Below are 20,078 nucleotides of genomic sequence, written 5' to 3' on the forward strand. Positions count from 1 at the left end.
TCGAGCTCCGATAGAATATCGAATCTCGATGGCTGCTTAGTCTTTTTAATACTGTCTACTTGACAGGGATAAGACCACATAGACGGTCGTCTTTTTCTATATATAAAGGGGAAAGGGGACACAAAGTTTATATAAGCGTAGCAGCGTAAATAAAAGCAGTAAGAAGAAGAGAGCCGCTAGCTAGTCCTAAAAAATCTAATTTGTTAAAGGTGATATTTTGCATAATATATTCTCCTTACTTGTTTAATGTAGAAGCAACAGATTTTGCATCGATAAGAGCGGACAATACCATGCCCATTGTATTCGTAAATTTGTTGTTCTTCATTTTGTTCATCATATCGATCCGCTCCTTTTCAAATGGTTGCCCTGTTTCTGACTTAATTGTATAAGATATTGGGGAGAGTCACTATCGAATTAGCTTACAAGAAAATTACACTTTTGTAAGAATTGAAATTTAACAATAAATACTTATTTTTATTACCAACTCCTAAAACTTAGTGTTATAATCATTGTAAGAAAATGATTATACTTCGGATATTTAGAAAGGAACGAAACAAATGTATAAACCAATTACATTTTCGTTGAAATATATATTTAAAATGGCTGGGAAAGTAGAAGTACAAGGGAGAGAGAAATTACCAGAAGGCGGCCCTTACGTTGTTGCGTGTACACATACGAGTTTTATGGACGTTTTAATGTTAGCAACTGGGATGTATCCAACCCAAATTCATTACATGGCCAAAAAAGAATTATTTGAAGGGAAATTCAAAAACTGGTTCTTTAAAAATGTAAATGCATTTCCGGTAGATCGTGCGAATCCAGGGCCGAGCACATTAAAAATTCCATCGCGTTTATTAAAAGAGGGAAAAGTAGTAGGGATTTTCCCAAGTGGAACGAGATCAACAGAAGACGTTTCATTAAAAGCGGGGGCTGTTACGATTGCACTGCGTTCTAACGTTCCATTAGTGCCGGCAGCTTATATTGGTCCATCAAGTGTAAAAGAATTAATAAAAGGAAAAAAAGCGCAATTAGTTTTTGGAGATCCGATTCAAATTGATGCCGGAGAACAAATAGATCGAAAAACGGCTATGAAAATGATGACAGATCAATTAAACGAAAAATTTGAAGAACTAAAGGAAACTTTGCAATCAAAACAAAAGTAAAAAAGACGACCGGGCATAGACGGTCGTCTTTTTCTATATATAAAGGGGAAAGGGGACACAAAGTTTATATAAGCGTAGCAGCGTAAATAAAAGCAGTAAGAAGAAGAGAGCCGCTAGCTAGTCCTAAAAAATCTAATTTGTTAAAGGTGATGTTTTGCATAATATATTCTCCTTACTTGTTTAATGTAGAAGCAACAGATTTTGCATCGATAAGAGCGGACAATACCATGCCCATTGTATTCGTAAATTTGTTGTTCTTCATTTTGTTCATCATATTGATCCGCTCCTTTTCGAATAGTTGTTGCCCTGTTTCTGACTTAATTGTATAAGATATTGGGAAGAGTCACTATCGAATTAGCTTACAGGAAAATTACACTTTTGTAAGAAAAACGAATGAAGGTGTAATGATGAGAAGATTTGACATATGTTCATGGAATTCATTAAGTTAAAAGGAGAGGTGAGTGTATGGCTAATATTAAAGATATCGCAAAGATGGCCGGAGTTTCAGTTACGACCGTTTCGAGGGTGCTAAATGATCACCCATATGTAAGTGAAGAAAAAAGGAAAGCGGTTATTGAGATAGTTGAGAAGTTGAATTACTCACAAAACGCAAACGCTGTTCATTTATCCAAAGGGAAGACGAATATTGTTGGTGTAATTTTACCTTACATTAATCATCCGTGTTTTGATGCGATGGTAGGTGGAATGATGGAGGTGGCGTTAGCTCATAATTACAGGGTGTTACTTTGCCAAACGAATTACAATAAAAAAGAAGAAATGAAAAGTTTACATATGCTAAAAACAAAACAATTGGACGGCCTTATTATTTGCTCGCGTGCGAATGATTGGGAAACGATAGAACCGTATGTTTCTTACGGCACAATAATTGCTTGTGAAGATAATGATATTTCAAATATCTCAAGTGTATATACAAATCATTCGGCAGCCTTTCAGTTAGGAATGAATTATCTTATTGAAAAAGGTTATAAAAAAATTGGTTATTGTACGGGAAGGAAGTTAGGGCCAAGTAGTCAAAAACGTTTTGATGTTTATAAACATCAATTACAATCCATAGATGAAGAGGTTAATGAAGAGTGGATTTTTACAGAATGTTTTACATTAGAAGATGGTGTGAGAGCGGCTCATAAGTTAAAGGAGATGCAGGTCCTCCCAGAAGCGTTAATAGTAGCAGGAGATGAAGTTGCGATTGGGATTATGACAGAAGTTGAAAAGTTAGGTATTCAAGTTCCTGAGGATTTGGCGATTATTGGTTTTGATAATCAACCTATTTCACAAGTGTTACAGTTGACAACGATTGATCAAAATTTAAAGGAGATAGGCAAAAACGCTTTTGAAATGTTTTATAGGCAAGTGAGCAACGAGAGTTATAAACAAGAAAAGGTGGAGATTCCGTATGAACTTGTGGAACGCTCTACAGTTTAGTCTTAATCCGTTATGTGTATAATCGCATAACGGATTATTTTTTGAAATGTCTTTGACAGGAAACGCGTTTCATACTTTATAAAAGAGTTAAACCGGTCTGTAATAATCCATGGATTCTTTTCAAGTGTTAAAACAATGAATAGAATTTGGAGGAATATGCATGAATGAACTTTTATCGAGTATGAAAAAATATGTAGAGGATGACGAAAAGATTTTAGCTGTTGTGGTAGGGATATTTGAGAAGGATGATTTTACTGTAGCTTACCGGCATGGGATTTTCGCTGCTACTACTAGACGTCTCCTTTTTTACGGGAAATTTTCGGGCTACCCTGCAATATTTGAAGAGTATCCGTATTTGCATATAGATGACATAGATCTCTGTCCATATTTTGAATTTACTTGTAATCATGAAAGGGTTAGAGCTAGGTATATTCAGAAAGGGAATGTGGAGCGATTTGTTCGTGCAGTTAGAGAAAATATGAATAATTAATCAACCCTTTGTTTAAACATAATATCTCGATCTTTAAGAGGTAAAATGCGGAATAAAAACCACTTCTAAACCTCTAGGAGATAGTGATACAATGTCAAATGGGGGAGGGTATGAATTATGGTTAATCAACGTATAAAGGAAATAACACTAATTACAATTGGTTCATTAGTATTCGCAATTGGTATTAATTACTTTGCAATTCCAAACCGTTTATCGGAAGGTGGAATTATTGGTTTAACGGTTGTTACGTACTACTTATTTGATTGGTCACCAGGGATTGTGAACTTTGCTATAAATGCAGTTTTACTAGCTATTGGTTATAAGTTTTTTGATAAAAAAACGATGGTTTATACGATTTTAGGGATTGTAGAAACATCCTTGTTTTTATATGTTACAGAACATATTGAGTATCATGTAAATAGTGATACGCTATTAGCAGCTTTATTTGCTGGTTTGTTTGTAGGTATCGGATTAGGCTGTATGTTCAAAGCTGGAGGTACATCAGGAGGATCGGCAATTTTAGCGCAGTTAGCAAATCAATATTTAGGGTGGAGCGTTGGTAAAGGCGTACTTATTATTGATATCGTTGTAATTGCTGGTTCTGTATTTATAATAGGACAAGAAAAAGCGATGTACACACTTGTTGCAGTATTCATCGGTGCGAAAGTGATTGATTTCATTGTAGAAGGAATGGATACAAAAACGGCTGTTACAATCATTTCAAATCAACCAGATTTAATACGTGAGGCTATTACGAAAAACATGACACGCGGTGTCACTGTATTAGAAGGACGCGGCGGATATACTGGAAAAAATAAAGAAGTTTTATATGTTGTTATTAATAAACAAGAGCTTGTTAAGTTAAAGCAAGTTATTAGCCGAGTAGATGAAGATGCTTTCGTTGTTATTCATGATGTGCGTGATGTGCTTGGTGGGGGCTTTAAAGCGAGCTAAAAGGTGAACGAGTAAAATCGTTCACCTTTTTTTATTCTTACAAAAATGTAAGTGTAATGTAATGAGATTCAATAGTAGATTTTATTGCTTCTTCTTAAAATGGATGTATATATATCCTGCAGAGGAGGAATGTTTATTATGAAGAAAAAAATGATCACTACTATAATAGCGATGCTAGTGATAGTAGTAATGTTACTGCCTACGAAACTTGGACCAGTTATTGATAAATATAATCCGCTTTATAAGACGAAAGAATACTATACGGTTGTGAATACAATTGGTCAGCATGTTGGTGATGAGTGGTATGAATATGAATTTATTGCATTTGACGAACGTGGAAGAGAACAAAAAATAAAGAAGACTGTTAAGCATATGTTAAAGAGAGATGAAGCATTAAAAGTGTACGCAAAAGGACGATACGGCGAGTCAATTGAAGAAATTGAAGCTGTAAATATTCCTATTAATGCGAAGAGTAAACTTTTAGCGATGAGATAGCGAAATATACCCCTGCCTATTTTTGTCGAAAATCAAAATACTAGGTATGGGTATTTCGAGGTTCGTAAAAAAGCCTTAGTCCATATGGGCTAAGGCTTTTTTTATTATATAAAGGGGAAGGGGGTACATTGTAGTAGCATGAGTGAAAGGTATAAGAAGAGTAGCTACTAGCAATGTAATTTGGTTATGTGAGCGTTCTTCTTATTTGGCTTACTTTCTAACTGTATTGTACGAAATATAGATATGGAAAACTATCGAATTACATTACGCATAGCTTACAAACATGTAAGCCTTCTGTAATGTAATTCGATAGTTAAAAGATAGTAAATTTAATATAGTATAAATAGAAAGTCTAATGTATTACTTTCTGTTTGTAATGTAAGGAAGAATGAAAAACCAACTACTTTTTAATAACCCTCATCTGTATGTAGATGGGGCTCTTTTTATAAACCTTACAACATTGTAAGGTTTACGTAAGTTAATTCGATAGTAAATTTGTCATATTTTTTGCATAATAGATACAAATAGATGAAAATAATTAGGGATTTAGTAAGAAGGGAGAAAAATGGGATGCGTAAAGAAGAAGTAGTGAGGTTTCCAATTAAAGATTTCTGTAGCTACTTTACTGTTGCCGTAGTATGTATTGGATTATTTGATATCATAACAAACTTAATTGTTAAATAATATAGATGATAAAACAAGAAGGGGGTTCCTTTCTTGTTTTTTTTATGGAGGAATAAAGATGAAGTGGATTGATAGCCATATACATGTTGATCAATATAAGGATGAAGAGAAAAGTAGATTACTTAAAGATTTGGAAAATAGTAAAGAGGTAAAGGGGCTTATTGCGGTATCTATGAATTATCAATCATGTAAGGAAACTTTATCTTTAGGAAAGAAATTCCCTTTCATACACCCAGCAATAGGATTTCATCCGGAGCAACCGATTCATAAAGAAGAATGTGAGCGCATATTCAAATTAATTGAAGCTCATGCTGAGGAAATCATTGCGATTGGTGAAGTGGGCTTGCCGTATTATTTAACGAAAGAAGATGAAGGGGTTACTATAGATTCATACGTGGCGATATTGAGACGATTTATAGAACTAGCTAGTGAATATGATTTGCCCATTGTATTACACGCAGTTTATGAAGATGCCGATATTGTATGTGATTTACTTGAAGAATATAAAATTTCACGTGCACACTTCCATTGGTTTAAAGGAAATGAAGCGACAATGGGACGGATGGACCGTGGGAATTTCAAGAGAATACTATAACACACCCTTGTATGATTAAAGATGTATTAGAAGAAGTTAGTGTAATAAAAAAAATTCCAGTAGAGAAAGTTGCAGAACAAATATATAAGAATACAGTTCGCTTTTATCGATTGATTGAATCCTAAAAAACACCAAGCAGCTCGCTTGGTGTTTTTTATTAGGATTCTAATTTTTTCGCACGTCTTAATAATAATAGAAAGACAATGATAACGAACCCAAGTATAAGGAAGAATCCATATTGTTTTATATAATCAATTACGTCACTTGCACTAGTTGGTTTTTCAACGTGGATACCGTCTTTATTAGTAGTAATATGAATATCTTTCATTTTTACTTCATTCGTTTCTTTTTGTAAATCAATCCACTCTATGTTTGGAATACTCTCTAGATCTTTTAATACTTCTTTTAATGGTTTCACACCTAAGTAAGGATGATAGAATGCACCAATAACTCCATCGGATAATTTAGCAACAGATAAAGCACGCTCTTTCATTTGGGCAATAGCTCGTGGTTTATCTTCTTCAATAAATCCAACTGTTTCAGGCATTAATTTCATTCCATGTAGAAATGATGGTGTACTTCTATACGCTGGAGAGTGCATGGATTTCCAAGTTGTATCACTTAACTGCAGTTGACCTACATAAGTTGAAAAGTACTTTGATAAGATTTCATATCCTTTTTGAGACATTGTGTAATGAGGTGCTTCAAATGCGACAGGATATAGTTTAGCATCTACAAGTTCTTGGATACCTTTTTCAATATGATCTGTCGTATATTTTTCTTCAAATGCTTCACCTTTTTTTACATATTGGTTATATGCCTCTATATTTGGGAAATTATCTTTTGTTTTTGGCTTTTCATGCTTCGGTTGACGAATGGGTTGATCAGTTTTTACGTCCCAAAATTCAAACCCTTCACCAGTTTCACTGTCATAAAATTGGTGAGTATAGCCATGCATAATAATTGCTGCACCATCATCTTGCATAGAGCGTAAAAGATCGACTAGTTTGGGTTTATCTTTTAAATGTAGTGTTTTACCTGTCTCTGTATCTGTATATACAGGAATAACAGTTATCATATAAGGAATCTTTTTATTCTTTAATAATTCGGCAATATCCTGTAATTGATTTATATCTGTAGCTGGGTGAACATCTTCAAGGCGTAAATAGGCTAATTTTTTATTAGTTTCAGGTTTTTGTTGGAAATAAGAAAATAAGCTTTCGCCAATATAATAAGATATCCAATCAAAGAGGTTGGAAGTTGCAACGTAATACGAATTGTTTTGCTGTACAATTAATGGATAAGTATTATTGTCTCTTAAGGCATGGGCAAGAATTGTTCCATTTGTATCAAGTTGTTTAATTGATCTCTCTTCCTCTAATGTATTCTTTAGCTTACGTGTTGGATATTCAATTTTATCAGAGTTTATATCTTCGTTTTTAAGTGTGATGAACGAAAAACGATTAGATAACTGTTCTATGTTTTGACCTAAAACTAGTAGTGGTCCGGGGAAGCTTTCTAGAAATTCTTTTGCTTCAGTAGAAAGTTCTTCTTGTTTTTCACCCATGTAAATAACGTGTGTATACGAAGATTTATCAGTTACTTCAGATAACTGTTTTATATTTTTAATTGTTATATCATTAGTGAAATGTCCTACTTGTGTATTAAGTATTTGGATATCACTTGTAATTTGATCATCATTTGAACTGTATAAAATAAGGACTTTCGACTTTTCGGTTTTTTGTGCGGAAATAGGGACAGGGATTAATAGTAGTAAACTGAATAAGAGTAATAGCCATTTTTTCATATTATTATTCTCCTAGTTTATATTTAGAATTCAATTTACAATTATATACAAAAAATAAGTTATAGTCTATGAAAGTTACATTTTTGCACGTATTTACCAAATGTTTTTTCACAAAATAGGCCTAAAGCATGATGATAATATGTATAGTTATTTGCTATGATAAAAGAGTAAGAGAATGATAGAACATAGGTAATTGTAAAGGGAAGGCTGAAAGGGGACAAATTTCAGCGGAGAAAGAGGTAGAGGTAGTGAAGAAATTCTTTGTAGGATTTTTAGTCGTTCTTGGGGTGTATTTATATTTCCAAGGAAAGTCTGAAGGAATGGATAAGCTAGTGAAAGAGACAAGCTATGTTGATTCAGAAGAAGCAAAACAGATGAAACAAATTATTATAGAGGAAGCAAAGAAAGTAAATCTTCCAGAATGGATACCTCTTACAATTGCCGAACATGAAAGTCGATTGAATCCAAGAAGTATTGGAGACAACGGAACTTCATTCGGATTGTTTCAATTGCACCGTGGTGGTGGACTTGCGCCAGATCATTTAACTGATGAAGAGTTGAAAGACCCACGTACAAATGCACAAATTGCAATGCCGCATTTGGTGAAGGGATATAAGCGCGGGGTGCAAAGAGGTTTGACTGATTTTGCATTATTGAAATATGTAGCGAATACATCGGGATGGCCAGGGAATTTAGGGCCAGAGTGGACGGATAATAATATGAAGTATAACGTTGGATTAGAGAACGTATACTATCGAAATAAAGGTGTACTAAAAGAGTAGGTTTTCGATACCTACTCTATTTTTTTATGGATATTTTTGTCTTCCTGCCTTGTGAAGTACTGCGCTAGTTGTATGTTCACTTCTTCTAGTTTTGTAGAAACTTGTGGTATTTTATATCCTACATACAACGGTGAAACGACAAACCTAGGAACAACTTTACAAATAATTTTTCCGTTTAAGTGATAGAAGAATAAGTTATAACTGCTACACCCTTTATGGAAATCTGTCAGTATGTAACGTACAGTTTGCTGAATGTAATTTGCCATTTCATCTATACATGCAATATCATCAATGATTATATTGAATTCAGTAAAACCGATAATAGGACGCTCTGAAATATTGAGTTCAATACGTTCATTTTTTTGAACAATTATCCCTTGGAAATTTTCCTCTTCAATATTCTCGAGATAGTCTACATGTTTCATTCCGATAATTTGCATGTGTGCATGATGCAAACTTCCGCCTGAAAATGGACCATGATTTTTGTATAAAATTACAGATGAAAAGTCTTCGTTTTCCTGTAACTTTAACCAATGTTGAATAGAGAAATGAATTAGTTTTCGCATATGCTCTTCTGTATATGTTGCGATATGATCTTCACAATTATCCGTTTCGATTAACACGGTTTGAAATGTATCTTTTAATGTAGGGAATTTATTTTTCAACCAAATAATTGAGCCCTCAGTTTCTAAAATATCCGTTAAATTTTCTCTATCGCAAAATGGACATGCAGCGCTTCTGTTCCGAATGCTTTCTGGTTTTTGTTTACCGATATCGTTTAAAAAATATAGTTGTTGTGTATCCATTTGTATATACCCCTTTAAAATATGTGTAAAAATCCCGCTTAATACATTCGGGGAAAGGAGAAGGAAATCCTTTAAAGTGAATAGGGAAAAATAAAAGACAAGATATCCTCATTACGATAGGGTATCTTGTCTTTTATTTTTTCTTTAATAATGTGTATGGATAATATAGAGTATTTTCACTATGTTTCGTTTTTCTATTTTTTATTGTGTATAAGGCGATTGCTGTACTTGTGATTATAATAATGGCTTTCTTCATATTCATATACCCCTTTTTATTGTTGGTTTAATTCTTGGCTAACTGCCTTTGCATCGACTAAAGCGTGTAAAATCATTTTCACCATGTTCATCATATTTCTTCACTCCTTTTTATAGTTCATTTAGTTCTTTTACAACTGCTTGTCCGTTCACTAATACCTCAAAGATTGCTTTTACGATTTCTTTCATCATGATTGTTTCCTCCTTTTGTTTGTCTCTCTTGTTTACATCTTTATTGTATAGGGAGGCATCTTTTCGTACTATCGCTTTCCATTACGTGAACATAACAGTTTTGTAAGATTTGATGTCACTTATTGAAATGTTTAGTCTATCTTCATTATTTTCAGAAAAATGACTATTCAAACATAAAATAGGGAAGTATAATAAAGAAGTAAGTATTAAATTCCGTACGAAAGGGGTGAATGAGATGAAACGTTCTTTAGCTGCGCGTGCCAAATTTTTAGATTTTATCTATTTTTGTCGTGCGATTTTTCATGATGTAATTGTTAACGGGATACGTCTGCCCTTTTTTAACAATTGCATAGGTAGCTATTGAACGATAGAAATCTCTTCACCCATTTTTAATAAACGTGTGAAAAGGGAGCTATTTGGCTTCCTTTTTCTATGTCGAAAATCATGGGGAATGTTTCTTTCCTATGGTTTTTTTATATTGAAAGGAGTACGGAAAATGACAATTTGTAGTGTAAATAATGTAACGAAATCTTTTGGTGGAAACATCATATTTGAAAATATATCGCTTGAAATAAAGAATGGTGAACGTGTTGGTTTAGTTGGCCGTAACGGTAGTGGGAAGACAACAATCTTTGGTCTTCTAACAGGAATGGAGAATGTGGATGCAGGAGCCGTTCATATGAAGAAAGGTACACGTATTGGTCATGTCGCACAAATTCCAAAGTTTGATGAGGGCATGACTGTATACGATGTATTGGGTTCCGCCTTTAAAGTAGAAAAGGAATTAGAAAAAGAAATGCGTGTTTTAGAAAAAAATATGACGGAGGAACGGGAAGCGTCTGCTTTGCAAAAACTGATGGAGAGGTACGGTGTAATTCAAGAAAAATTTACGTTTCTTGGTGGTTATGAAATAGAGGCAAATATTATGAAGGTAGCAAATGGTCTACAAGTGACGGAACTATTCCTCCGATCATTTCTAGAATTAAGCGGAGGAGAACAGACGAAGGTAAGCCTTGCGTATATGCTATTGCAGAAACCAGATTTACTTCTATTAGATGAACCGACAAATCATTTGGATTTATTTGCAGTCGAATGGTTAGAGCAATTTTTAAAAGAATACACCGGAACAGTTATGGTTATTTCACATGATCGCTATTTCCTTGATGAAGTTGTAACGAAAGTTTTTGATTTAGAAGATGGAGAAATTCACGTGTATCATACGAATTATTCTCAGTTTGTTGAGGAGAAGGAAGAAAGGTTGCTTCATGAGTTTCAGGCTTATCAAGAACAGCAAAAGAAAATAAAGAAAATGAAAGAAGCAATTAAGCGTCTACGTGAATGGGCAAATCAAGCGAATCCGCCGAATGAAGGACTCCATAAGAGAGCGAGAAATATGGAACGTGCGTTAGAACGTATGGAGAAGTTAAAGAGACCGATTTTAGAACGAAAACAGATGGGACTTCAGTTTGAAGGGCAAGAGAGAAGCGGGAAAGATGTTGTTGTAATGAAAGAAGTGAGTAAAGGTTTTTCTGACAAACCTTTATTTGAACAAGCGAATTTACATGTTCGTTTTCAGGAGCGTGCGGCTATCGTTGGTCGTAATGGCACAGGGAAGACTACGCTACTAAAATTACTATTAGAAGAAATAGAGCCAGATGCTGGTGAAATTCGGATGGGTAGTAGTGTCAAAATTGGTTATTTATCGCAGCATGCGTACGGAAATATGAAGAGTAATGTATTGGAAGCTTTCAGAGAGTATGTAGCTGTAACAGAGGGAGAAGCAAGACATATATTAGCTAAGTTTTTATTTTATGGTCCAGCTGTGTTTAAGAATGTAACGCAACTGAGCGGTGGAGAAAAAATGAGGCTAAGACTGGCGCAACTTATGTATCAAGACATCAATTTTTTAATTTTAGATGAGCCGACAAACCATCTTGATATTGAATCAAGGGAAGTTTTAGAGGAAGCTCTTGAGCAATATAATGGAACGATTTTAGCTGTTTCACATGATCGTTATTTTTTAAATAAGTTATTTGAAAAGACGTATTGGATTGATGAACGCAAATTATTTGAGTTTGCAGGGAACTATGCATGGGCTCTTCAAAAGTGGGAGGAAAGGATTGAGAAGCAAGTAATAAAGCAGAAACCTCAAGGGAGAAAAAGTATTGAAACAGTCCCTGTAAAAAAGAAAGAAGCTAGGAATATTGAGGGGATTGAAACCGAGTTAATGCGTGTAGAAGAAGATATATATGCACTTGAATGTAAAATGGAACATGTAGCTGATGTTGAAATGCTTGAACAATTGTATGAAGAAAAAACGAAAAAAGAGTTGTTACGAGCGGAGTTATATAATGAGTTAGATAATATTGTGGGGTAAAGAGTAGAAAGCTAATTCCTTTCAGTTTTGCTGAAGGGAATTAGCTTTCTTTTTTTTATAACTATATTTTACTGTAAGAGATAAATGAAAAAGTGTGTTTCACGTGAAACAGTAACTTGGGTAAATCTTTGTTACGCATCTTGCATAGGTTGTGAAACATATGCAATGGTGAGGCAAAATATATATGTTATTAGTAGATTTTCGATAGGATTAATTACGAAAGTAAAGGCTAATTATTTCCCGAGACATAAGTATGTATGATGGAAATCTGAGATTGAAAATAAAAAAGAAAGCAGAGTCACAGCTTTACGCGCTGAACTCTGCTTTCTTTTTGTGTGGTATCTTCTTTTGTTGAAATGATAATAGCGATCCCGAGCATAATAAAAAAAGCTAAAAAGAGGACGAATTTTGGGAAGAAAGGGAATAGTAATAGCGCCCCGACTATCATAATTGTTAATAATACGTAGTGCAGGACATATTGGAATAGGTTGTCCATGTTTTCGCCCCCTTTTTGGTAATTGATTATTAGTATTCTATGTTTCATGTTGAAGGAATAGAAGTCGTTTTTATGTTTTTTTAATATAAAATGTGGATGCATAAACTAAAAAACATTAGAAACGATACATATTGAAAACGAAAAGGGACTTATAAAAAAAGCTATAGTAGGGGTTGAGTGAAGATAACTATAACGATATGTAGTTTCCTAAATTAAATAAACAATATTTTTGAAAAAAACCATAAAAATATTTATTTAGAAGGAATTGACAAAATATATTGAAAGTTATAAGCTATTAACCATAAAGTCTACCGGAAAAGTCGGAATAAGATTGTTACCCCTCAAAAACATCTATTTTTTTACGATTAAAACCGACTTTTCCGATTGGCTATAAATGTTGCTGTGGGAGGCATACATAAGGCAAGCAGTTCATAAGGTGTAATTATTAAAAAAAGTTAGGGTGGGGACAATGAAGAAAAAGACGAAAAAATGGGCTGGTGTATTTTCGGTATTAATGAGTAGTTCGCTTGTGTTATCTGCTTGTGGGGGACAGGAAGATACGGCTTCTACAGAACCGGTTAAACAACAAGATTTAAAAAATATAAAAATTGAAAAGATCGCTGCGACAGATAAAACGAAAGTACCAGATAAAGCGAAGAATAGAAAAGATACGCTAGTAGTTGGTATTAGTAAACCTGGCGGCGTATTTTTACCATATTTCCAACAAAATGGTTGGGATGGAAACGTGACTTCAGTGATTTTTGCATCTCTTGTATCAACGGATAAACAAGGGAAACCAATTCCGGAATTAGCGGAGAAGTGGGACGTTTCTTCTGATCAGTTAACATATACATTCCATTTACGTAAAGACTTAAAATTTAGCGATGGATCGCCATTAACAGCAGATGATGTAGCGTTCACATTGACGCTTTTACATGATAAGGCATATGAAGGTGAAATAGATATCTCTCAATATGCGGTTAAAGGTGGTAAAGAATATAAAGAAGGAAAGGCAACTTCTATTGAAGGTATTCAAGTTGTTGATCCACAAACAATTAAAATTACCACTGAAAAAGTTAATTCACAAGCTATATTTGTTTTAGGCGGTACAGTATTATCAAAAGCTTATTATGGAAAAGATTACAAACAAAATACAAGTTTAGATTACTTAAAAGAGTTATATGGAAAACCGATAGCTGCGGGTCCATATAAATTTGAAAAGTATATCCCGGGGCAAGAAGTTCGATTTGTAGCAAATGAAAATTATTATGCGGGCAAACCCAAAATTCCAAACTTCATTTATAAAATTACTTCTGGCGATACGAAGCTTCAATTATTCCAAACAGGTGAGGTTGACTACACTGGCCTAGGTACTGGTGATGAAATTCTTGAACAGGCTAAGGGTTTAGAATTTGCGAATATCCAAATCGAAACAGCAGCGTCATTTAGTTATATTTATATGAATAATAATAAGCCGTACTTAAAGGATAAAAAGGTTCGCCAAGCACTTATTTACGGATTAGATCGTAAAAAATATGTTGATACAGCATTGAAAGGATACGGTACGGTAGCTAATGTACCAATTCATCCAACTTCTTGGGCTTATACAGAAGAAGGAGTTAATAAATATGAATACAACAAAGAAAAAGCGAAAAAATTATTAGATGAAGCAGGATGGAAAGTTGGTTCGGATGGAGTTCGTGAAAAAGATGGTCAAAAATTAAAGCTTTCTTATTTCGGCCCAAGTTCGGCTAAAGATAGTGATTTATTAATTCCAATTGCAAAAGAGAATTATAAAGAAATAGGTGTAGAATTTAATCCGGAATTTATGGACTTTAATACTATGCTTTCGAAGGTAAATAAAGGTGACTATGATTTAGCTTCTGTTTCGACACCGATTACAAGTGATCCGAGTGAAACAGCTGGTGAATATTTGTCTGGTGTCAATGATAAGAGTCTTGGTTATAAAAATGCGAAAGTAGATGAGTTAATTAAAAAAGGTATTGAGACAGTTGATATTGAAAAACGTAAACCTATTTATAAAGAATTGTATAAAGAGTTAAGTGATGACCCACCAGTAATTCTATTAAACTACCGTAGAACAATTACTGGTTATAACGGGAATATAAAAGGAGTTGACTCTGAAAAATACAATAGTATTAGCGCAAACTTACCTGTTTTATCATTTGAAAAATAACGATAAGGATGTATAAATAGAAGACATTTTTTCATTCGGTTAGTAATGTACCGCTTTGAAAAAATGTTCTTCTATTTTAGGCATAAGATTGGAGAGAAAAAGGGTGAAAACATATATCGTTCGTAGGTTATTACAAATGATTCCTACACTGTTCGGAACATCAATTATTATTTTCTTCCTGTTTGCGCTTCTTCCAGGAGACTATATTGATTCAAATCCAAAGATTACACCTGAAAGGGCAGCTGAACTTAGGGAATTATATGGATTAAATAAGCCAATTGTTGAGCGTTATTTTCATTGGTTAGGTAATGCATTGCAAGGGGATTTTGGTTTTTCGCTTCAATATCAGGAACCTGTAACGTCATTATTAAATAAATTTATTTGGAATTCTTTCAGTGTAGCTGTTATTGCATTGTTTTTTATTTGGCTAATTGCACTTATTATCGGCGTATTCTCAGCGATGAAGCAACATTCTTTATTCGATAAACTTGTAACAATTGGTGTCTTTGCAGCAATGTCATTTCCTTCATTCTTTATCGGTTTGTTTTTAATTAAGGTGTTCGCGGTGGACTTTAAGTTATTACCGATAGGCGGAATGATTGATGTCGGGAGTAATTCGACTGGATTAGCTTACGTAATAGAAGTTGCCAAGCATATGGTTTTACCAGTATTTATTTTGACTCTTCTTGGTGTGGGTTCATTAACTCGTTACTTTAGAACAAGCATGTTAGAGGTTGTAAGGCAAGATTACATACGAACAGCACGGGCGAAAGGTTTAAAGGAGAAGACTGTTATTTATAAGCATGCGTTAAAAAATGCAATATTACCGGCGATTACGTTATTAGCATTTGAATTACCAGGTTTATTTTCGGGAGCAATTATTATTGAACAAATTTTTAACTGGCCAGGGATTGGTAATATTCAATTAGAAGCACTAAATTTTCGTGATTATACAGTATTAATGGCATTTACGATGTTTCTTTCTTGTTTAACAATTGTTTCAAACTTTTTCGCTGATATCGTATATGCAGTTGTTGATCCACGTATTCGGTTGAAGTAAGGGGGGATTAGATGGAAACTGTTACAGCAATTACAGAGAAAAAAGAAAAAAAGAGAAGAAATGAATCATCACCATGGCGACAGGCTCTTAAAAAAATAAAGAGAAATAAGATGGCACTCGTGGGGTTTTATGCACTAATGTTTATGTTTTTATTTTGTTTTGTCGGTCCGCTCTTTTCGCCATATGCATCAGGGAAAATACAAGTCGCTTTAATTAACAAACCACCTAGTTTTTCACATTGGCTCGGTACAGATCAATTGGGAAGAGATATTTTAACGAGACTTATGCAAGCAGGACGCATTTCATTAACAATTGGATTAGCTTCAATGGTCTTATCGGTTATACTTGGAGCTTTATTAGGAGCTATTGCAGGTTTTTATCGCGGGATTGTCGACAATATTATTATGCGTCTTGCAGATATTTTAATGTCGATGCCGGGATTGCCGTTGCTTATTATAATGGGAGCTATTTTATCAGAATGGAAAGTACCATCTGATTATCGTCTTTATGTCATTATGATTATTTTAAGTTTAGTAGGTTGGCCAGGACTTGCACGTCTTGTAAGAGGTCAAATTTTATCACTCAGGGAGCAAGCATTTATGCAAGCTGCTGATGTGTTAGGAATAAAAGATTACCGGAAAATTATATATCATTTAATCCCTAATGTTTTACCGATCTTAATTGTTGTATCCACATTAGGTGTTGCAGGCTCTATTTTAGGGGAATCCGCACTAAGCTACTTAGGTCTCGGAGTCGTCCCGCCTACACCATCATGGGGAAATATGATTAGTGCAGCTAACTCATTAATCGATTTCCAAAAGCGTCCGTGGTTATGGATTCCGCCCGGTTTTGCAATTTTTATAACAGTTGTATCAATTAATTTACTTGGTGATGCACTTCGTGATGCGTTAGACCCAAAGATGAGACGGTAGGTGAGGGAATATGAGTAAAGCGGTAGTAGAGCTGAAAGATTTGCAAACACATTTTCAGACAGAAGAAGGAACGGTAAAGGCTGTTAATCATGTTAGCTTTGCAGTTCGAGAAGGTGAAACAGTTTGTGTTGTAGGTGAATCGGGTTGCGGAAAGAGTGTAACGGCGCTATCGATTATGGGACTTATTGCTGAATCAGGAAGTGTAGTAGGTGGAGACATTTTATATGAAGGAAAAAGTCTTTTAGGTATGAAAGAGAAAGAGCTTCGTAGTTTACGAGGAAATGATATTGCGATGATATTCCAAGAGCCGATGACATCGCTGAATCCCGTCTTCACTGTAGGAGAACAAATTGTAGAAACGTTAAGAGAGCATGAATTACTTAGTAAAAATGAGGCGTATAAAAAGGCAATCGAATTAATTCGTAAAGTTGGTATAGCTCGTGCGGATGAAATTGTCCATTCGTATCCACATGAACTAAGTGGAGGCATGTTACAACGCATTATGATTGCTGTTGCGCTTAGTTGTAATCCTAAGTTATTAATTGCAGATGAACCGACAACTGCTCTTGATGTTACGATTCAAGCTCAAATATTAGACTTACTAAGACAGATAAAAGAGGAATTTAAAACATCGATTTTATTAATTACACATGATTTAGGCGTTGTAGCAGAAATGGCTGATTACGTTGTCGTTATGTATGGCGGAAAAGTTATTGAGGAAGCTCCAGTACTAGAGATATTCCAAAATCCGAAACATCCGTATACGAAAGGTTTGTTGAAATCAAAACAGGTAATGGGAAAACGAATAGATAAACTATATTCTATTCCAGGGCAAGTTCCGAATTTAGTTGGCTTAGGTGAATTTTGCTATTTTAGTGGTCGTTGTGAGCATTGTATGGAAATATGTAAAGAAGAGGCACCAAATTTGAATGTGCACGATGAGAACCATAAAGTAGCTTGCTGGTTATATGAGGAGCGTGCGGAACAATGAGTGAACCATTATTAGAAGTGAAAAACTTAAAGACGTATTTTCCAATTAAGGGCGGCATATTTAGTAGAACGATTGGACATGTAAAGGCAGTTGATGGAGTAAGTTTTACTATTAATAAAGGTGAAGTGTTTGGCCTAGTTGGAGAATCAGGAAGTGGAAAAACAACGATAGGAAAAACAATTTTACGTCTCGTCCAAAAAACGGAGGGAGAAGTAAAGTTTAAAGGGCACGATGTTTATTCCTTATCCAAGGAGGAATTGAGAAAACATCGCCCTAATATGCAGCTTGTTTTTCAAGATCCATTTAGTTCATTAAACCCAAGAATGAGAATTGGAGAAGCACTTGGTGAGCCGATGTTGGCTCACGGACTAGCGACGAAAGAAAATGTTCGTGCAAAGGTGATAGAAGTATTGGAGTTATGTGGTTTAGCTCCGTATCATATTGACCGGTATCCTCATGAGTTTTCTGGTGGGCAACGTCAGCGTATCGTTATCGCAAGAGCTATGGTATTAAATCCAGAATTCATTGTAGCTGACGAACCTGTGGCAGCACTAGATGTATCTATTCAAGCACAAATCATTAATTTATTTAGTGAGTTACAGGAGAAAAAGGGATTATCTTATTTATTCATTTCACATGATTTAAGTGTTGTGGAACATTTATGTACAAAAATAGGAATTATGTATTTAGGAACGATTGTAGAAACGGCACCGCGTGATGAGTTATTTACGAATCCACTTCATCCGTATACAAAAGCATTGTTATCAGCTGTGCCAATACCAGATCCAACAGTGAAGCGGGAGCGAATTATACTAGAGGGGGATATTCCCAGTCCAGCAAATCCACCTTCAGGTTGTCGTTTTCATACACGCTGCCCGTTTGCAACAGATGTTTGTACACAAACGGTACCAGAGTTTCGTAATGTTGGTGAAGATCATTTTGTTGCTTGTCATCATGTATAAAAGAGAAGGACCCTTTCAGAAGTTGAAAGGGTCTTTTTTTTATTTACTAGATAAAGTTTGTTTTAAAACAAATTGCTCGATTGCATGGGCAACACCATGTTCATTGTTTGTTAATGTTACAACGTCACATAATTTTTTTACATCTTCTTCAGCATTTCCCATTGCAACAGATAAACCAGCAACTTCTAACATTGGTACATCATTAAAATTATCACCAATAGCAATTGTATCTTCAATTGGTATATTAAAATGAGCTGCCATCTGCTGTAGCCCATTTCCTTTATGGCCATTCTTATCCATAATTTCTAAATTAGTAGGAGCAGATGCTGTAACCATAATAGCAGTGTCTTCTTGTAACATACTTAATAACTGGGCGCGATGACCTGCATTGAACGTTAAAATGAAGAATTTAGATATTTCGATTTCTTGATTGTTTACAACATCTTCGATTTTTTGGAAATCAGTAATTAGGTTTGATTTCTTTTGTTTTTCTGTAATTCTTTCGAGTTCTTCTAATGTAACATCTAGCGCATGCTTGTTTTCTTCGAATGCCTGCATCACTTGATCTTGCCATGTAGAAGGAGAGTAAACCCCTTTATTTGTATATAGCTTATATGGAAAACCTTCAGCTTCTAGTAATTTTGCAAGTTTGTATACTTTATCGTTTTGTAAACAACGCGAGTTAATTACTTTTCCATCCACGTAAACAATTGCCCCATTGCTTGCTCCAACTGGAAGAGATAATTGGTATTCTTCCAATAGTTTTAAAGCATCCTCTTTTGCGCGGCCAGAACAAATCATTACAATATGTCCAGCTTCTTGTGCAGTTTGGATTGCTTGTAAGTTCTCTTTGGAGATTTCAAGATTAGATGATAGTAGTGTACCATCCATATCTAATGCGATTAATTTCAAAATGACCACCTCTTTGTTTTTATTATACATAGTTATATAGAGGAAACATATAAACTTATCTTGGAAAGATAGTATTTTGTCCTATAGTGTACCATCCAGTGAAAACCTAGTAGATTCAACCTTACTTATTAAAGATTCACCTTGATTTGTAACAAAAGTAGAGAAGAATATAGTTATATTTAGGTTTATGACTGTAATGTTACACGAATGTTACAAACGTGAATGTAGTGGAAAATGCATTAAAACAGGGTTTTTAAGGGTGTTTATAAAAAAACATAAAAAAATGTAATAAAATTTACGTAATCATATTGCAACGTAATAATAGTTATGTTACATTAATGTTACAAACGTTACGTTATCGAATTCAATGTAACGATAACATAAAAACTATGAAAAAAACATTTCTTAGAAATTACATATAGAAAACTTATTCAAAGGGAGGATAAATGATATGAAAGAGCAAGTATTACAAGTAACAAAAGGTG

At 34.4% G+C, this 20,078-nt stretch carries 19 protein-coding genes and 2 pseudogenes; 14 read left to right on the forward strand and 7 right to left on the reverse strand.

What is annotated here, in order from left to right:
- Nucleotides 1–127 precede the first annotated feature (127 nt).
- Nucleotides 128–223 (reverse strand): DUF3948 family protein, encoded by a 96-nt coding sequence (locus G9F74_RS25965; RefSeq protein ID WP_001179702.1) that lies wholly within the window; start codon nt 221–223, stop codon nt 128–130.
- Between the two features lie 334 nt (nt 224–557).
- Here G9F74_RS25965 and G9F74_RS25970 point away from each other — a divergent pair, with 334 nt between their 5' ends.
- A complete protein-coding gene (locus G9F74_RS25970) occupies nt 558–1,163 on the forward strand; it encodes a lysophospholipid acyltransferase family protein (RefSeq protein WP_000277795.1) in 606 nt (201 codons plus the stop codon).
- A gap of 64 nt (nt 1,164–1,227) precedes the next feature.
- On the opposite strand, the gene G9F74_RS25975 is transcribed toward G9F74_RS25970, so the two are convergent.
- Nucleotides 1,228–1,323 (reverse strand): DUF3948 family protein, encoded by a 96-nt coding sequence (locus G9F74_RS25975; protein WP_001179702.1) that lies wholly within the window; start codon nt 1,321–1,323, stop codon nt 1,228–1,230.
- A gap of 305 nt (nt 1,324–1,628) precedes the next feature.
- Between G9F74_RS25975 and G9F74_RS25980 the strand changes: the two genes are divergently transcribed.
- From G9F74_RS25980 to G9F74_RS26000, 5 genes and pseudogenes are all read left to right on the forward strand, one after another.
- Complete coding sequence (locus G9F74_RS25980) at nt 1,629–2,606, forward strand: LacI family DNA-binding transcriptional regulator (protein WP_016107383.1); 978 nt, start codon at nt 1,629–1,631, stop codon at nt 2,604–2,606.
- 160 nt (nt 2,607–2,766) lie between these two features.
- Nucleotides 2,767–3,096: a PH domain-containing protein gene (locus G9F74_RS25985; protein ID WP_001004254.1), complete on the forward strand. Its 330-nt coding sequence runs from the start codon at nt 2,767–2,769 to the stop codon at nt 3,094–3,096.
- Nucleotides 3,097–3,213: 117 nt separating this feature from the next.
- Nucleotides 3,214–4,050, forward strand: coding sequence for a YitT family protein (locus tag G9F74_RS25990; protein ID WP_016107384.1), 837 nt, complete (start codon nt 3,214–3,216; stop codon nt 4,048–4,050).
- A 138-nt stretch (nt 4,051–4,188) separates the two neighbouring features.
- Nucleotides 4,189–4,545, forward strand: coding sequence for a YxeA family protein (locus G9F74_RS25995; protein ID WP_000728436.1), 357 nt, complete (start codon nt 4,189–4,191; stop codon nt 4,543–4,545).
- 742 nt (nt 4,546–5,287) lie between these two features.
- Nucleotides 5,288–5,949: pseudogene (locus tag G9F74_RS26000) on the forward strand (TatD family hydrolase).
- A 32-nt stretch (nt 5,950–5,981) separates the two neighbouring features.
- Here G9F74_RS26000 and G9F74_RS26005 read toward each other — a convergent pair.
- Nucleotides 5,982–7,631 (reverse strand): DUF2334 domain-containing protein, encoded by a 1,650-nt coding sequence (locus G9F74_RS26005; protein WP_016107386.1) that lies wholly within the window; start codon nt 7,629–7,631, stop codon nt 5,982–5,984.
- A 248-nt stretch (nt 7,632–7,879) separates the two neighbouring features.
- On the opposite strand from G9F74_RS26005, the gene G9F74_RS26010 reads away from it, so the two are divergent.
- Nucleotides 7,880–8,413, forward strand: coding sequence for a transglycosylase SLT domain-containing protein (locus G9F74_RS26010; RefSeq protein WP_000713241.1), 534 nt, complete (start codon nt 7,880–7,882; stop codon nt 8,411–8,413).
- 11 nt (nt 8,414–8,424) lie between these two features.
- Here G9F74_RS26010 and G9F74_RS26015 read toward each other — a convergent pair whose 3' ends face one another.
- Both G9F74_RS26015 and G9F74_RS26020 read right to left on the reverse strand, forming a co-directional pair.
- Nucleotides 8,425–9,219 (reverse strand): DUF4931 domain-containing protein, encoded by a 795-nt coding sequence (locus G9F74_RS26015; RefSeq protein WP_002059171.1) that lies wholly within the window; start codon nt 9,217–9,219, stop codon nt 8,425–8,427.
- 133 nt (nt 9,220–9,352) lie between these two features.
- Complete coding sequence (locus G9F74_RS26020; protein ID WP_002037821.1) at nt 9,353–9,481, reverse strand: hypothetical protein; 129 nt, start codon at nt 9,479–9,481, stop codon at nt 9,353–9,355.
- A gap of 420 nt (nt 9,482–9,901) precedes the next feature.
- On the opposite strand from G9F74_RS26020, the pseudogene G9F74_RS30235 reads away from it, so the two are divergent.
- Nucleotides 9,902–10,037, forward strand: a pseudogene (locus G9F74_RS30235) (RAxF-45 family protein).
- 125 nt (nt 10,038–10,162) lie between these two features.
- The gene (abc-f, locus tag G9F74_RS26025) at nt 10,163–12,043 is read left to right on the forward strand and encodes a ribosomal protection-like ABC-F family protein (protein WP_016107387.1); all 1,881 of its coding nucleotides are present in this window, start codon (nt 10,163–10,165) and stop codon (nt 12,041–12,043) included.
- Nucleotides 12,044–12,341: 298 nt separating this feature from the next.
- Here the strand turns inward: abc-f and G9F74_RS26030 are convergent, their stop codons facing one another.
- Nucleotides 12,342–12,539: a hypothetical protein gene (locus tag G9F74_RS26030; protein WP_000369250.1), complete on the reverse strand. Its 198-nt coding sequence runs from the start codon at nt 12,537–12,539 to the stop codon at nt 12,342–12,344.
- Nucleotides 12,540–13,008: 469 nt separating this feature from the next.
- On the opposite strand from G9F74_RS26030, the gene G9F74_RS26035 reads away from it, so the two are divergent.
- The 5 genes from G9F74_RS26035 to G9F74_RS26055 all read left to right on the forward strand — a co-directional run bounded on the left by G9F74_RS26035 (nt 13,009) and on the right by G9F74_RS26055 (nt 18,681).
- Nucleotides 13,009–14,736, forward strand: coding sequence for an ABC transporter substrate-binding protein (locus G9F74_RS26035; protein ID WP_016107388.1), 1,728 nt, complete (start codon nt 13,009–13,011; stop codon nt 14,734–14,736).
- Nucleotides 14,737–14,839: 103 nt separating this feature from the next.
- Nucleotides 14,840–15,796 (forward strand): ABC transporter permease, encoded by a 957-nt coding sequence (locus G9F74_RS26040; protein WP_016107389.1) that lies wholly within the window; start codon nt 14,840–14,842, stop codon nt 15,794–15,796.
- A gap of 11 nt (nt 15,797–15,807) precedes the next feature.
- Nucleotides 15,808–16,728 (forward strand): oligopeptide ABC transporter permease, encoded by a 921-nt coding sequence (opp4C, locus tag G9F74_RS26045; protein ID WP_000451062.1) that lies wholly within the window; start codon nt 15,808–15,810, stop codon nt 16,726–16,728.
- Nucleotides 16,729–16,738: 10 nt separating this feature from the next.
- Nucleotides 16,739–17,719 (forward strand): ABC transporter ATP-binding protein, encoded by a 981-nt coding sequence (locus G9F74_RS26050; protein WP_016107390.1) that lies wholly within the window; start codon nt 16,739–16,741, stop codon nt 17,717–17,719.
- Nucleotides 17,716–18,681: an ABC transporter ATP-binding protein gene (locus G9F74_RS26055; protein WP_001294496.1), complete on the forward strand. Its 966-nt coding sequence runs from the start codon at nt 17,716–17,718 to the stop codon at nt 18,679–18,681. Before G9F74_RS26050 ends, G9F74_RS26055 begins: the two co-directional genes overlap by 4 nt.
- Nucleotides 18,682–18,720: 39 nt before the next feature.
- Here the strand turns inward: G9F74_RS26055 and G9F74_RS26060 are convergent, their stop codons facing one another.
- Entirely contained in the window at nt 18,721–19,593 is an 873-nt protein-coding gene (locus G9F74_RS26060; protein ID WP_016107391.1) for a Cof-type HAD-IIB family hydrolase, read from the reverse strand.
- Nucleotides 19,594–20,078: the final 485 nt, after the last annotated feature.

This window comes from Bacillus sp. EKM202B (assembly GCF_011066025.1).
Taxonomy (GTDB): Bacteria; Bacillota; Bacilli; order Bacillales; family Bacillaceae_G; genus Bacillus_A; species Bacillus_A toyonensis.